The organism is Glycomyces terrestris (assembly GCF_003933745.1).
In the GTDB taxonomy this organism is placed as follows: Bacteria; Actinomycetota; Actinomycetes; order Mycobacteriales; family Micromonosporaceae; genus Glycomyces; species Glycomyces terrestris.
Window position 1 is genome coordinate 192,235 of the sequence record NZ_RSEB01000006.1, and the last position, 14,397, is coordinate 206,631.

Sequence of the window (14,397 nt, forward strand, 5' to 3'; positions counted from 1 at the left end):
ATGGACTGGATCGAGTCGACACTGGAGTCGACGCCCGAGATCGCGCTGTTCCTGTGCCTAGCGCTCGGCTTCGCCGTGGGGCGGGTGAAGATCTGGAAGATCTCGCTCGGCGGCGTCGCGGGCACGCTCATCGTGGCGATCTTCCTCGGCATGTTCGCCGACATCGAGCTGAACGACCAGGTGAAGACGATCGCGTTCGCGCTGTTCATCTTCACCCTGGGCTACATCTCGGGGCCGACGTTCTTCGCCAGCCTCAACCGCAGGAGCCTGCGGTACGCCACGTTCACCGGCATCGAGGTCGTCTCCGTCCTGGCGATCACGGCCGCGGCGGTCCTCATCATGGACCTCGACGTCGGCACCGCCGCGGGCCTGCTCGCGGGCGGCGCCACCGAGTCCGCGGCCGTGGGCACCGCGACCGACGCGATCGGGCGCCTGGACCTGTCGGCCGACGAGATCGCGACGCTCCAGGCGAACGTCGGCACCGCGTACTCGATCTCGTACATCTGCGGCCTCATCACGATCGTGCTGCTGTCGAGCCAGTTCTTCCCGCTCATCATGCGCGTGAACCTGCGCGAGGAGGCCGCGAAGCTCTGGAAGCGGCTCGGCGGCGCGGCCGACGACGCCACCGCCGCGCCCGCGGCCCCGGCGATCGTGGGCCGCGAGTACCTCGTCTCGGCCGCCGCGGGGAAGACGGTGGCCGAGTTGCAGGCCGACCTCGGCGAGGCCACCGTCGAGGAGGTGTTCCGTGAAGGGGCCCAGGTGAAGGTGGAGCCGGGGGTGCGGCTCGCCGAGGGCGACCGGGTCCTCCTCGTCGGCCGCCGCGAGGCCCTGGTCGGCGCCGCCGGCCGCATCGGCGCCGAAGTGGACCTCGACGAGTCCATGGGCATGAGCCTCGACCTCGCCGACGTCGTCGTCACCCGCAAGGGCTACACGGCCGCGACGCTGGGGGACATCCGGCGCGAGTTCGCCGAGGAGCGCCAGGGCGTGTTCCTCCAGCGGATCACCCGCGGCGACCACGAGCTGCCCGTCCAGCCCAAGACGCTCATCCAGCGCGGCGACACGCTGCGCCTGGCAGGCGCCACGCGGGACATGCAGCGGGTGGTCCCCATGATCGGCTTCCGCGTCGACCCGAAGGTCACCTTCGACATGGTGTTCATCGCGGTTGGCGTCGTCCTCGGCTTCCTCATCGGCCTGCTGGTGTGGACCGTGGGGACGATCCCGCTCACGCTCGGCACCGGCGGCGGCTGCCTCCTGGCCGGCCTGCTGTTCGGCTGGATCCGCTCGAAGCGGCCCACGTTCGGCCAGTACGACTCGGGCGCCGCGGACGTGATCAAGACGCTCGGCCTGGCGACCTTCATCTGCGCGGTCGGCCTGTCCTCGGGCCCGCAGGCGGTGAAGCTGGTGGAGCAGTTCGGGGTCGGCCTGCCGATCGCGGGCGTGGCGATGACCGCGATCCCGGCGTTCGTCTCGCTGTTCGTGGCCTGGAAGGTCATGAAGCTGCCGGCGCCGCTGACGCTCGGCGCGGTTACCGGCCAGCAGTGCTCCACGCCCGGCGTCACCGCCGTCCAGGGCGCCGCGGGCAACGCGACGCCGCTCATGGCCTACACGATCGTCTACGCGTTCTCGAACGTCGTCCTGCCGCTGCTGGGCCCGATCGTGGTGGCCATGGCGCACGCGATCGGCTAGAGCCGGAAGGCCCCGTTCGTGTTCAGCATGAGCGAGTACACGGAGTCGGTGGCGGTGATGAACAGCCGGTTGCGCTTGGGGCCGCCGAAGACCAGGTTGGACACCGCCGGCTGCGGCACCGGGAGCGTCGCCAGGAGGGTCCCGTCGGGGTCGAAGCAGCGCACCCCGCCGGCCGCGGCCCACACGCGGCCCTCCACGTCGACGCGCAGGCCGTCGAAGTGCCCGCCGGGGGACTCGGCGAAGACCTCGCCGCCGCGGAGGCCGGCGCCCTCGACCGCGAAGGACCGGATGTGGCCGCCGGCGGTGTCGGCGATGTAGAGGGTCCGCTCGTCGGGGGAGAAGGCGAGTCCGTTGGGCCGCTGGAAGTCGTCGGCGACGCGCGCGACCTCGCCGGTGCCCGGGTCGATGCGGTACACGTGGCAGCCGTCGATCTCCTGCTCCGCCCGGATCCCTTCGTAGTCGCTGGTGATGCCGTAGGGCGGGTCGGTGAACCAGACCGCGCCGGTCGAGTCGACCACGACGTCGTTGGGGCTGTTGAACCGCTTGCCGTCCCAGCGGTCCGCGAGCACGGTGACCGAGCCGTCGAGCTCGGTCCGGGTCACGGCCCGCCGCCCCTGCTCGCAGGAGACGAGGCGGCCCTGCCGGTCGAGGGTGTGGCCGTTCGTGTACCCGGCGGGGGAGCGGAAGACGCTCACCGAGCCGTCGGTCTCGTCCCAGCGCAGCATCCGGTCGTTCGGGATGTCGCTGAACAGCAGGTACTTCCCGTGCGGCACGTACACCGGGCCCTCGACCCACCGGCCGCCGGAGTACAGGCACTCGAGGTAGTCGTCCCCGGCCACCTTGAAGAGGGCGTCGTGCACCTCGAAACTCGCGAGCGTCTTGCTCACCGGAACCTCCTGTCGCAGTGGTGCCGCCGCGCGGCCACGCCGCCCAATCTACGGGATCGAACATGTTCGATCCTCGCTCTCCGGGGTGAGGTGTCCCCGTCCCCTCATCCGGACGGGTGTGGTGTCGGTCCCGGTCTGGTCGGCAAGGGCCGATAGTGTTTAGCATTGTCGAACGCGGCAATCTCAAGACACACCCGGGCCGCGATCGGGACGGGACGGGAACGGAGGCGGGCGGATGGCCAAGCACATCCAGTCGCTGGAGCGCGCGGCCGCGATGCTGCGGCTGCTCGCGGGCGGCGAGCGGCGCCTCGGCCTGTCGGACATCGCCTCGGCGCTCGGCCTGGCCAAGGCCACCGCGCACGGCATCCTGCGGACCCTCCAGCACGAGGGCTTCGTGGAGCAGGACCCCGGCTCGGGCCGCTACCAGCTGGGCGCCGAGCTGCTGCGCCTGGGCACCACCTACCTCGACGTCCACGAGCTGCGCGCCCGCGCGCTGGTGTGGACCGACGACCTGGCCCGCTCGGGCGGCGAGGCGGTCTACCTCGGGGTGGTCCACCAGCAGGGCGTCCTCATCGTCCACCACGTCTTCCGGCCCGACGACAGCCGCCAGGTCCTGGAGGTCGGCGCCATGCAGCCGATGCACTCGACCGCGCTCGGCAAGGTGCTCACCGCGTTCGACCCGGTCGCGCATGCCGAGCTCGTGGAGGCGAAGCGCGAGCCGTTCACCTCGCGCACGCTCGTGGAGCTGCCCGAGATCGAGCGGGTCCTGGAGCGCACCCGCTCCCAGGGCTACGCCACCGACCTCGACGAGACCTGGGAGGGCGTGGCCTCGGTGGCCGCGCCGATCTTCGACCGGCACCGCCTCGCGGTGGGCGCGGTCGGCATTACCGGCGCCGTCGAGCGCGTGTGCAGGGACGGCGACCTGCGGCCCGAGCTCGTCGCGGCCGTCCGCGACACCGCGCGCTCGGTCTCGCGCGACCTCGGGGCCAAACCCTTCTAGCGGTACGCCCGATTCCTCCACTTTGCTGCGGGCCGCGTGTGGTCCTGCTATGCCTGTCTTGCAGGCGTTTCGCATGGTTCGAGGATTGGAATGTGGCGGTCGTCACATATCTATTGACGTGCAGGTCGGCGAGGAGAACACTTTGCGTACGTCGGTCGGCATTGTCGAATGCTAAACGGCTTCAGCGTTCGCTGCGCCCGCCGACGCGAACAACAAGCCCTCGAAACGAGGACGGCGCCCCCGGCTCCGCTCTCGGGCACGGACAAAGGAGTCGCAAGTGTCCAGCACAGACATCATCATCGGCGAGGTCGTCGGCACGGCCCTGCTGATCCTGCTCGGCGGCGGCGTGTGCGCCGCCGTCACCCTCAAGAAGTCCAAGGCCCAGAACGCCGGCTGGCTCGCGATCACCTTCGGGTGGGGCTTCGCCGTGCTCACCGCCGCCTACGTCGCCGCCGGCGTCTCCGGCGCCCACCTCAACCCCGCGGTCACCATCGGCCTCGCCGTCACCGGCGGCACCCCCTGGGACCAGGTCCCGCTCTACATCGGCTCCCAGATGGTCGGCGCGATGCTCGGCGCCTTCCTCGTCTGGGTCGCCTACTACGGCCAGTTCCAGGCCCACATGGCCGACCTCGCCGCCCAGCCCGAGGCCGCCGAAGGCCCCGACGACGCCAAGGCCGGCCCGGTCCTCGGCATCTTCTCCACCGGCCCCGAGGTCCGCAACGCCGCCATGAACCTCGCGACCGAGGTCATCGGCACCTTCGTCCTCCTCATCGCCATCCTCACCCAGGGCCTCAACGGCTCCGGCGAAGGACTCGGCACCCTCGGCGTCCTCATCACCGCCCTCGTCGTCGTCTCCATCGGCCTCTCCCTCGGCGGCCCCACCGGCTACGCCATCAACCCCGCCCGCGACCTCGGCCCCCGCATCGTCCACGCCCTCCTGCCGCTCAAGCACAAGGGACGCTCCGACTGGGGCTACGCGTGGGTCCCCGTCGTCGGCCCCGTCGTCGGCGCCGTCCTCGCCGGTCTGCTCTACAACGTTGCCTTCGCCTAGCCATGACGACACAATCGACCTATTCCGCCTCGACAACGATGTTTTGGAGCGCACCATGACCGACTCGCACAGCGGCCCGTTCATCGCGGCCATCGACCAGGGCACCACCTCCTCGAGGTGCATCATCTTCGACCGCGACGGCCGCATCGTCGCCGTCGACCAGAAGGAGCACGCCCAGATCTTCCCCAAGCCGGGCTGGGTCGAGCACGACGCCGCGGAGATCTGGCGCAACGTCCAGGAGGTCGTCGCCGGCGCCATGGTCAAGGCCGGCGCCCGCCGCGACGACATCCTGTCGATCGGCATCACCAACCAGCGCGAGACCACCATGCTGTGGGACAAGCACACCGGCCAGCCCGTCCACAACGCCATCGTCTGGCAGGACACCCGCACCGACCAGCTCTGCAAGCAGCTCGGCGGCGACGCCGGCCAGGACCGCTGGCGCCGCGAGACCGGCCTGCCCCTCGCCGCCTACTTCGCCGGCCCCAAGATCGCCTGGCTCCTCGACAACGTCGACGGCCTCCGCGAGAAGGCCGAGGCCGGCGACCTCCTGTTCGGCACCATGGACTCCTGGGTCATCTGGAACCTCACCGGCGGCACCGAGGGCGGCGTCCACGTCACCGACGTCACCAACGCCTCCCGGACCCTCCTCATGAACCTCGAGGACCTGTCCTGGAACGCCGACATCGCCGCCGAGATGGGCGTCCCGCTCCAGGTCCTGCCCGAGATCCGCTCCTCCTCCGAGATCTACGGCGAGGTCACCGGCGGCACCCTCGGCCAGCTCCTCGGCGGCGTCCCCGTCGCCTCCGCCCTCGGCGACCAGCAGGCCGCCCTGTTCGGACAGACCTGCTTCTCCACCGGCGAGGCCAAGTCCACCTACGGCACCGGCACGTTCATGCTCATGAACACCGGCGAGAAGCTCATCCACTCCGAGTCGGGCCTGCTCACCACCGTCGGCTACCGCATCGGCGACCAGGACCCGGTCTACGCCCTCGAAGGCTCCATCGCCGTCACCGGCTCGCTCGTCCAGTGGATGCGCGACCAGATGGGGCTCATCAGCACCGCCGCCGAGATCGAGACGCTCGCGCTCTCGGTCGAGGACAACGGCGGCGCCTACTTCGTGCCGGCGTTCTCCGGGCTGTTCGCCCCCTACTGGCGCTCCGACGCCCGCGGCGTGATCGCCGGCCTCACCCGGTACGTCACCAAGGCCCACATCGCCCGCGCCGTCCTGGAGGCCACCGCCTGGCAGACCCGCGAGATCACCGACGCCATGACCAAGGACTCCGGCGTCGAGCTCTCCGCGCTCAAGGTCGACGGCGGCATGACCTCCAACAACCTCCTCATGCAGTTCCTCGCCGACGTCCTCGACGCCCCGGTCGTGCGCCCGATGGTCGCCGAGACCACCTGCCTCGGCGCCGCCTACGCGGCCGGGCTCGCCGTCGGCTTCTGGAACTCCACCGACGACCTGCGCGCCAACTGGCGCCGCGCCGCCGAGTGGACCCCCGACATGGACCCGGACCTGCGGGACCGCGAATACAAGAACTGGCTCAAAGCCGTCGAGCGCACCATGGGCTGGCTCGAGGACTAGCCGCCAGGCAAGGAACACAAGGGAATGAGGAGTCGGCCATGACCACCTTGCAGCACCTCCCCGCGAACTGGGAGGGCCCGACCGCGGTCCGCTTCACCGAGCGGGCCGACCGGGCCGAGCAGCGCCAGAACCTGTCCAACACGACGTTCGACCTGCTCGTCATCGGCGGCGGCATCCTGGGCATCTCCACCGCCTGGCACGCCGCCCAGTCGGGACTGCGGGTGGCCCTGGTCGACTCCGGCGACTTCGCCGGGGCCACCTCCTCGGCCTCCTCCAAGCTCCTCCACGGCGGACTGCGCTACCTCCAGACCGGCGCGGTCAAACTCGTCGCGGAGAACCACTTCGAACGCCGCGCCGTCACCCGCCAGGTGGCGCCGCACCTCTCCCGCCCGCTCACCTTCTACCTGCCCATCTACAAGAACGGCCCCCACGGCGCCGCCAAGATGGGCGCCGGCGTCTTCGCCTACTCCGCGCTCTCGGCCTTCGGCGACGGCGTCGGCCACCTGCTCAACCCGGTCAAGGCCCGCATGGCCGTGCCCGAACTGCGCATCGACGACCTCAAGGCCGTCGCCGTCTACGGCGACAGCCAGATGAACGACGCCCGCATGGCCCTCATGACCGTCCGCGCCGCCGCGGACGCCGGCGCCGTCGTCCTCAACCACGCCGAGGTCACCGGCCTGCGCTTCACCGCGAAGCAGGGCACCAGGTCCCGCGTCAGCGGCGCCGAGCTCCGCGACCGCCTCACCGGCGCGGAGTTCGGCGTCGACGCCCGCGTCGTCCTCAACGCCACCGGCCCCTGGGTCGACCACCTGCGCCGCATGGAGGACGCCGGCGCCGACCCCTCGATCCGCCTCTCCAAGGGCGCCCACCTCGTCCTCAAGCGCACCTCCCACTGGCAGGCCGCGCTGGCGACGCCGATCGACAAGTACCGCATCACGTTCGCGCTGCCGTGGGAGGACATGCTCCTGCTCGGCACCACCGACGAGGAGTACGAGGGCGACCCCGGCGAGGTCGCGGTGAACGAGCGGGACATCGCGCAGATCCTCGACGAGGCCGGCCACTCGGTGCGCTCCGAGCAGCTGCGCCGCGAGCTCATCACGTACGCGTTCGCGGGCCTGCGGGTCCTGCCGGGCGGGCCGGGCAGCACCGCGAAGGCCAAGCGCGAGACCGTGGTGACCGAGGGCCGCGGCGGGATGCTCTCGGTGGCGGGCGGCAAGTGGACCACGTTCCGCCACATCGGACGGACCGTGATGAAGAAGCTCGCGGCGATGCCCGGGTACACGCTCGGCGCCGACATGGAGCCGATGCGGAACCTGCCGCGGCGGCTGCCGCTGCCGGGCATCGCGAACCCGCACGCCGTGCAGCACCGGCTCCTCTCCGACGGCGGCGCGCCGCTGCCGAACCTCGGCGAGGACACCGCGAAGCACCTCGCGACCCACTACGGCTCCATCGCCTTCGACATCGCCCGCCTCGCGGGAGAGCACCCGGAGCTCGCCGAGCGCGTCCACCCGGACGCCCCTGAGATCTGGGCCCAGGTGGTCTACGCGCGCGACATGGAGTGGGCCGAGACGCCCGACGACGTCCTCCGCCGCCGCACCACCCTCACCATCCGCGGCCTCGACACGCCCGAGATCCGCACCCGCGTCCAATCGCTGCTCGACCAGCGCTGACAGAAGCTTTACTCCGCACACACGAGGCAGGCAACCGCCTCGGAGGGCGGGACGGGGTCTGAGGGGTCCCCGTCCCGCCTTTTTCCTCGCTACGCGGGCCGGCCCGGCGACCCCTGTCGGACCCCCGCGGCACCCTTGCAACCGGGGGCTCCGCGAATCGAACCTTGCTCACCTCTGGCGGCACGTTTCGGCCGCCCGCCGAACGTCGCACCCCCGGGGCATCGTTGAAGCCGGGGGCGACCGCGAACTGAGCCCCGCTCACCTCTGGCGGCACACCTCAGCCGTCAACGGACTGTCGCACTCCCAAGGCATCGTTGAAGCCGGGGGCGACCGCGAATCGAGCGATCCTCGCGAACCCCGCTCGGCTCACTCCCGCCCCGCGTCCGGGTGGATCGCCATGAACAGCGAGTACGGCCGGGCGTCCGGGCCCGGCTGCATCGCCGCGAGGTCGTCGAACAGCACCTTGAACCGGGCCGTGACCTCCTGGTACTGCGCCTCGTTGAGCCGCATGCCGAGCCGCCCCACGTTCACCTTCGCGGGGTCGCCCAGCTCCGCCACCTCGGTCCGGAACGCGTCCATCATGGCCGTCGACAGGTCCGACCAGTACTCCTCGCCCAGCCGCAGCGCCCACGACTTCCGCGTCGCCAGGTACGGGATCTCGCGCGCCCCCCGCGCCCCGATCCGCTCCTCCTGCGGCGCCAGGAACCCCGTCTCCACGAGCTTGCGCACGTGGTGCAGCACCGTCGCCGGGTTCGACCCCAGCCGCAGGGCGATCTCCTTGTTCGTCAGCGCCTGGTCCAGGCACAGCCGCAGGATCCGCAGGCGCACCGCCGAGGCCACGGCCTTCGCTTCGGCCTCGGTCGCCAGCGGCCGGTCGTCCTTGAAGCCCTCTGATCTGCGCTGCTCTGCCACGCCCCCATCTTAGGGCGCGCGTCCGCTCCTCGGCTCCGATGTCCGATTGACATTTCCCAACCGATTGGAAATACTCAATCGCATGATCTCCCTCGGCGATCCCGACGCCGTCGCGCCCGAGAAACGCGACCGCCTCGGCCTCCTCCGCGACCACGACTTCCGCGACCTCTTCCTCTCCACCACCGTCGCCCAGGTCGGGTACCAGATCACCTCACTCGCACTCCCGCTCGCGGCGGTCATCGCCCTCGACGTCAGCGAGTTCGAGGTCGGCGTCCTCTCCTCGATGACGATGATCGCCTTCCTGCTCATCGGCCTCCCCGCCGGCGCGTGGGTCGACCGCATGCGCCGCCGCCGCGTCCTCATCGTCAGCGACGTCGTGCGCGCCGCCGTCCTCTTCACCGTCCCCGTCGCCTGGTGGACCGACACCCTCACCATCTGGCAGCTCTACGCCGTCGCCCTCCTCATCGGCGTCTTCACCGTCTTCTTCGACGTCTCCTACCAGAGCTACCTGCCCCACCTCGTGGGCCGCGACAAGCTCGTCGAAGGCAACGCCAAACTCGAGACCGTCCGCTCCACCGCCCAGCTCGGCGGCCCCGTCCTCGCCGGCCAGCTCATCGAATGGCTCACCGCCCCCGTCGCGATGGCCTTCGACGCCGCCGCCATGGGCGCCTCCGCCCTCTTCCTCCTGCGCATCAAGCGCCGCGAGCCCAAGCCCGAGGTCGCCCGGGATTCCCGCATCGCCGCCGAGATCAAGGACGGCCTCACGTTCGTGCTCGGCCACCGCATCCTCGCCTCGATCGTCGCCTGCACCGGCTCCTGGAACCTCTGGATGGGCGCGTTCATGGCCATGATCGTGGTCTTCCTCCCGCGCGACATGGGCATGACGCCCGGCGAGATCGGCCTGTTCTTCGCGCTCTTCGGCGTCGGCGGCGTCGCCGGCGCGTTCGCGGTCGGCCCCGCCACCCGCTGGCTCGGGCAGGGCCGCGTCGTCTGGGTCTCGGTCGCCGTCACCTCGCCGTGGATCCTGCTCATCCCCGCGGCCGAACCGGGCTGGCGGGTCTGGGTCGGCGCGGTCGCGATGGCCTTCGTCGGCATCGGCGGCGTCGTCTACAACGTCACCCAGGTCAGCTTCCGCCAGCGCCTCACCCCGGACAACATGCTCGGCCGCATGAACGCGACGATCCGCTTCGTCGTGTTCGGCGCCTACGCGGTCGGCTCGATCATCGGCGGCGTCCTCGGCCAGTACCTCGGCGCCCGCACCACGCTCTGGATCGCCGCGGCCGGGATCTGCACCGCGTTCCTCCCGGTGTTCTTCTCGCCCTTGCGGAACCTGCGCACCCTGCCGGAGCCCGAACCGGAGCCCGCGGGGGCGGCCGCCTAGCGGCCGCCCCCGCACCAGCCGGGCCCGCCCGGCCGCGAACCCCTCTCGCCTCGGAGAGGGCGCCTGCCGCGGCCGGGCGGGCTCTCGTTGCGTCCGGCCGCTCAGGCCGCGGCCTCGGACCGCTTGGCGCGCTTCGCGACCGAGAGCTGGAGCAGGCCGATGAGGACGACTCCGACCGCGGTGGCGTAGTGGACGCCGAGCGCCGCCGCGGCGCTGCCGCCGTGGACGAGGATGAGCGTGCCGTCGCCGATCGGGATGAGCGCGGTGGCGAGCAGGGCCCAGCCGAGCGCGCGGCGCTCGCGGATCAGCAGCAGCACCAGGAGCACCACGGCCGAGCCGAGGTCGCGCGCGCCCTTGACACTGAGGAACTCGGCCGCCTCGCCGGTGGGCCAGTGTGCGAAGCCCATGCTCGGCGCGACCGCGCCGGGCGTCAGGAGGTACTGGAGGCCGAACGAGAAGACGAAGAGGACGCTGAGCACGGTGAGGGCGTCGGCGGTGATGCGGCGGGCCATGGGGGACTCCTTGATTCACGGGGGCTAGGAAATCTAGCGTTGCTAGGAACATGAACGACGCTAACATAACCATGCTCGGATGTCTAGCGGTGCTAGGATCGCTGCATGGCAACCCAGCAGCGCCGCGAACGCGAACGCGCCCAGCGAGAGACGCTCATCGTCACCGCCGCCCGCGAGATGGCCGAGACCGACGGCTGGCCCGCGGTCACCATCCGGCGGCTCGCCGAGCGCATCGAGTACAGCCAGCCGGTCCTCTACAGCCACTTCGCCGGCCGCGGCGCGATCATCGACGCCGTGGCCCTCCAGGGCATCGCCGAGCTCACCGAGGTCTTCCGCGCGGCGCGGGCCGGGGCCGCGCCCGGCGGGGAGCTCGCCGCCGTCGTCCAGGCCTACCTCGACTTCTCGACCGCGCACCCGGCCCTGTTCGAGGCGATCTTCACCCTCGCCGAAGGACTGCCGTTCGGCGCCGACGCCCCCGAGACCCTCAAGGCCGCCTTCGCCGAGCTGTTCGCGGTCTTCGCGCCGCTCGCGGGCGACCGCGACCCCGACGCCCTCACCGAAGTCGGCTGGGCCGCGGTCCACGGCCTCGCGGCCCTCGACCGCGACGGCCGCCTCCGCCCCGACCTCCGCGAGCAGCGCATGGCCGTCCTGCTGGGCCTGTTCGCGAAGGACTGAACCCGCCGCGGACGGACCCGCCTGCCGGTCCGTACAGTTGGGCGACTCACGGAGGATTCATGGACGGCGACTTCCCAGTGCAGCGCTTCGAGGAGCACCGCGACCACCTGCGCGCGGTGGCCTTCCGCATGCTCGGCAGCGCCGCCGAGGCCGACGACGCGGTCCAGGAGACCTGGATGCGCTTCGCCCGCACCGACACCGGCGACGTCGAGAACCTCCGCGGCTGGCTCACCACCGTCGTCTCGCGGGTCTGCCTCAACCTCCTTCGCTCCCGCCGGACCCGCCGCGAGGACGCGCTCGACGACGCCCTCCACGCGCCCGCCGACGCCCGCGGCCCCGAGGACCAGGCCGTCATGGCCGACGCGGTCGGCCACGCCCTCCAGGTCGTCCTCGACTCGCTGAACCCGGCCGAACGGGTCGCGTTCGTCCTCCACGACCTCTTCGGCGTCCCCTTCGACCGCATCGCCCCGGTCCTCGACCGCACCCCCGAGGCGGTCCGCCAGCTCGCCAGCCGCGCCCGCCGCCGCGTCGACCGCAGCCGCGACGGCGACGCCGCTCCCGAAGCGCCGCTGGAGAAGACCGTCGTCGAGGCGTTCCTCGCCGCCGCCCGCGACGGCCGCTTCGAGGACCTCCTCGAAGTCCTCGACCCCGGCATCGTGGTCGTCGCCGACGACACCGCGGTCGCCACCGGCTTCGCCGCCCGCGAGGTCATCGGCGCGAAGGAGGTCGCCGCGATCTTCAACGGCCACGCCGCCGCCGCGGAACTGGTCCTGGTCGACGGCCACGTCGGCGCCATGTGGGCACCCGGCGGCACGCCGCGCGCGGTCCTCGACGTCACCGTCGAGGGCGGCCGCATCACCGCGATCGCCATCATGAACGACCCGGCGACGCTCGCCGCCCTCGACCTCTCCCCGCTCGCGTTACCGCTCGCGGAGCACCTTCACGTCCCACGGCCCCAGCGGGACCGCGGCCCCGGCCGCATACGCCGAGCCGTCGAGGAGGTCGACCGCCGCGGCCGGCAGCGCGACCTCGGCCTCACCCCAGGACCAGTTGTGCACGAACCGGATCACCGACCCGTCGCCCGCGACGCCGCTCGTCGCCGTCACGCTCGGCTCGGCCGGCCGCCACCGGTCCGCCGGCGCGATCCACTCGAACAGCGACTTCGCGAACGCGTCGTTCGGCACCGTCCCCACGTACGTGACGCGGCCCAGCCCGTGGTCCTGCGTCGCCGCCGCCGTGAACCTGCCGTAATGCGGGTGCACGTACTCGGCCAGCGCCTCCGCGCCCTCCAGGTACACCCCGTCGGCCCACTTCAGCGCCGCCGCGTCCGGGCCCAGCTCCAGTCCCGAGCCCTCGGCCGCGCGCACCTCGACCGCCTCGGCCAGGTTCGCGAACTCCTCGTACCAGACTCCGGCCGCTTCGTGCAGCCGCGCGGGTTTGACTTCGAGGCGGGCGCGGGCCTCCTGGTCGGCGTAGGCGGTGCGCGGGCCGATCACGAGGTGTCCGCCCGCGGCGGCGTACTGGTCCAGCCAGTCCAGCAGGTCGTCGTCGGCGGTGTAGATTCCGGCCGCTACGAGCACCGGGTACTGGGCGGCCGCGTCCTCTGGGGACCCGAGTTGCTCGGTGTGGATGATGCGTGCTTGGAGTCCGGCGTCGAAGGCGCCCTTGTAGAACGGCCCGGTGATCGACTCGAACGAGCGCCGGTCGGGCCCGCCCGCGGCGTCGGCGAGCGAAGGCTGCGCCGCGAGGGCCCATTCGCTCTCCTTGGAGTACAGGACGGCGACGTCGGCGTGGGGGACCAGTCCCTCGATCGCCGCACCGGCCCTGCGGAGCTCCGCGCCGAGCTGCGCGAGTTCGCGGTAGACGCGGCCGGGGCGCTGGCTGTGGGGGAGGATGCCGCCCCAGTACGTCTCGGTGCCGAAGTGGAGGGTGTGCCAGTGCCAGTATTCGATCATCCTGGCTCCGCGCGAGACCAGGGCCCACGCCGCCTGCCGCCACTGCCCCTCGTACGCCGGCTCGTTCGTCCACGGCCCGCCGATCGCCTGCGCGTTCGTCTCGGTGACCAGGAACGGCTCCTGCCGGGAGGAGTACATCCGGTCCGCGGAGTGGTAGAGCGCCCATGTGCCCTGCGTGTTCCAGTGCGCGGCGTCGCCCGCGCTGTCGTGCGGCAGCGCGAACGCGTCCTGCATGCGGTAGTAGGGGTTTCCGGCCGTGACGGTGAGCCGCGCGGCGAGCGCGCGGTCGTCGACCGCCGGGCGCGGGTACGAGATGCAGGTGGTCACGAACTGGTCCTCGCGGGCGTACTCGCGTGCGATGTCGGCCTGCCAGGCGATGAACTCGGTGGTCAGTTCGGTCTGGAAGCGCCGCCATGCCTGTTCGTACTGCGGTTGCGCGTTGCCGTCGGGGCGCCACAGGTCGGCCCAGGTGGAGAGCCGGTGGGACCAGTACACCAGGCCCCATTCGCGGTTCAGCGTCTCCACGTCCCCGTATGTGTGTCGGAGGTGGTCGGTGAAGCGCTGGAACACGCCCTCGTTGTGGAACAGCTGGAGTCCCGGTTCGTTGTCGACCTGGAAGCCGATCACCGCCGGGTGGTCGGCGTAGCGGTCGAGGATCTTGCGGATGACGCGTTCGGCGTGGAAGCGGAAGGCCGGGTGGGTGTAGTCGACCTCTTGGCGCCCGCCCCAGGCGATCCGCTGCCCTGTGCGGTGTTCGCCGGCGATCTCGGGGTACAGGCGCGCCAGCCACGGGGGGACCGCGTAGGTCGGGGTTCCCAGGATCACGCCGATGCCGTGCTCTTGGGCCCCGTCCAGGACCGGCTGGAGCCAGTCGAGGTCGAAGCGGCCGGGCTCGGGTTCCCAGGTGCTCCAGACCGATTCGCCGACCCGGATCACGGAGAACCCGGCCCCGGCCATGAGGTCGAGGTCCTCCTCGAGGCGGCGCTTGGCGCGCTCGGTGTCGAAGCCGTCCAGGACGTCGGGCTGGTACTCGTAGTAGTAGGCGGCGCCGAACAAGATCGGCTGGGGCCACTCGGACATGCG

The 14,397-nt window shown here is 71.5% G+C and carries 11 protein-coding genes and 1 pseudogene; 8 read left to right on the forward strand and 4 right to left on the reverse strand.

The genetic code is table 11. The features are described from left to right. Positions 1–1,686 carry an aspartate-alanine antiporter gene (aspT, locus tag EIW28_RS21000; RefSeq protein ID WP_125249670.1) on the forward strand — a complete coding sequence of 562 codons (1,686 nt, stop codon included), beginning with the start codon at positions 1–3 and terminating at the stop codon, positions 1,684–1,686. Here the strand turns inward: aspT and EIW28_RS21005 are convergent. Beyond that, positions 1,683–2,573 (reverse strand): SMP-30/gluconolactonase/LRE family protein, encoded by an 891-nt coding sequence (locus tag EIW28_RS21005; protein WP_125249671.1) that lies wholly within the window; start codon positions 2,571–2,573, stop codon positions 1,683–1,685. The genes aspT and EIW28_RS21005 overlap by 4 nt on opposite strands. A gap of 235 nt (positions 2,574–2,808) precedes the next feature. Here EIW28_RS21005 and EIW28_RS21010 point away from each other — a divergent pair, with 235 nt between their 5' ends. The 4 genes from EIW28_RS21010 (at position 2,809) to EIW28_RS21025 (ending at position 7,879) form a co-directional block, all read left to right on the forward strand. After that, positions 2,809–3,573: an IclR family transcriptional regulator gene (locus tag EIW28_RS21010; RefSeq protein ID WP_125249672.1), complete on the forward strand. Its 765-nt coding sequence runs from the start codon at positions 2,809–2,811 to the stop codon at positions 3,571–3,573. Positions 3,574–3,850: 277 nt separating this feature from the next. Further along, positions 3,851–4,624, forward strand: a complete 774-nt coding sequence (locus EIW28_RS21015) for an MIP/aquaporin family protein (protein ID WP_125249673.1) — start codon at positions 3,851–3,853, stop codon at positions 4,622–4,624. 55 nt (positions 4,625–4,679) lie between these two features. After that, entirely contained in the window at positions 4,680–6,209 is a 1,530-nt protein-coding gene (glpK, locus tag EIW28_RS21020; protein WP_125249674.1) for a glycerol kinase GlpK, read from the forward strand. A 38-nt stretch (positions 6,210–6,247) separates the two neighbouring features. After that, a complete protein-coding gene (locus tag EIW28_RS21025; RefSeq protein ID WP_125249675.1) occupies positions 6,248–7,879 on the forward strand; it encodes a glycerol-3-phosphate dehydrogenase/oxidase in 1,632 nt (543 codons plus the stop codon). A gap of 366 nt (positions 7,880–8,245) precedes the next feature. Here the strand turns inward: EIW28_RS21025 and EIW28_RS21030 are convergent, their stop codons facing one another. Then, complete coding sequence (locus EIW28_RS21030; protein ID WP_125249676.1) at positions 8,246–8,791, reverse strand: ArsR/SmtB family transcription factor; 546 nt, start codon at positions 8,789–8,791, stop codon at positions 8,246–8,248. A gap of 82 nt (positions 8,792–8,873) precedes the next feature. Between EIW28_RS21030 and EIW28_RS21035 the strand changes: the two genes are divergently transcribed. Next, positions 8,874–10,172 carry an MFS transporter gene (locus EIW28_RS21035; protein WP_125249677.1) on the forward strand — a complete coding sequence of 433 codons (1,299 nt, stop codon included), beginning with the start codon at positions 8,874–8,876 and terminating at the stop codon, positions 10,170–10,172. A 101-nt stretch (positions 10,173–10,273) separates the two neighbouring features. On the opposite strand, the gene EIW28_RS21040 is transcribed toward EIW28_RS21035, so the two are convergent. After that, positions 10,274–10,684 carry a DUF4267 domain-containing protein gene (locus EIW28_RS21040; protein WP_125249678.1) on the reverse strand — a complete coding sequence of 137 codons (411 nt, stop codon included), beginning with the start codon at positions 10,682–10,684 and terminating at the stop codon, positions 10,274–10,276. 105 nt (positions 10,685–10,789) lie between these two features. Here EIW28_RS21040 and EIW28_RS21045 point away from each other — a divergent pair, with 105 nt between their 5' ends. Both EIW28_RS21045 and EIW28_RS25230 read left to right on the forward strand, forming a co-directional pair. Then, the gene (locus EIW28_RS21045) at positions 10,790–11,359 is read left to right on the forward strand and encodes a TetR/AcrR family transcriptional regulator (protein WP_125249679.1); all 570 of its coding nucleotides are present in this window, start codon (positions 10,790–10,792) and stop codon (positions 11,357–11,359) included. 59 nt (positions 11,360–11,418) lie between these two features. Then, positions 11,419–11,877, forward strand: a pseudogene (locus EIW28_RS25230) (sigma-70 family RNA polymerase sigma factor); the annotation flags it as partial. 402 nt (positions 11,878–12,279) lie between these two features. Here the strand turns inward: EIW28_RS25230 and EIW28_RS21055 are convergent. Further along, positions 12,280–14,394, reverse strand: a complete 2,115-nt coding sequence (locus EIW28_RS21055; RefSeq protein WP_125249680.1) for a beta-galactosidase — start codon at positions 14,392–14,394, stop codon at positions 12,280–12,282. Positions 14,395–14,397 lie beyond the last annotated feature (3 nt).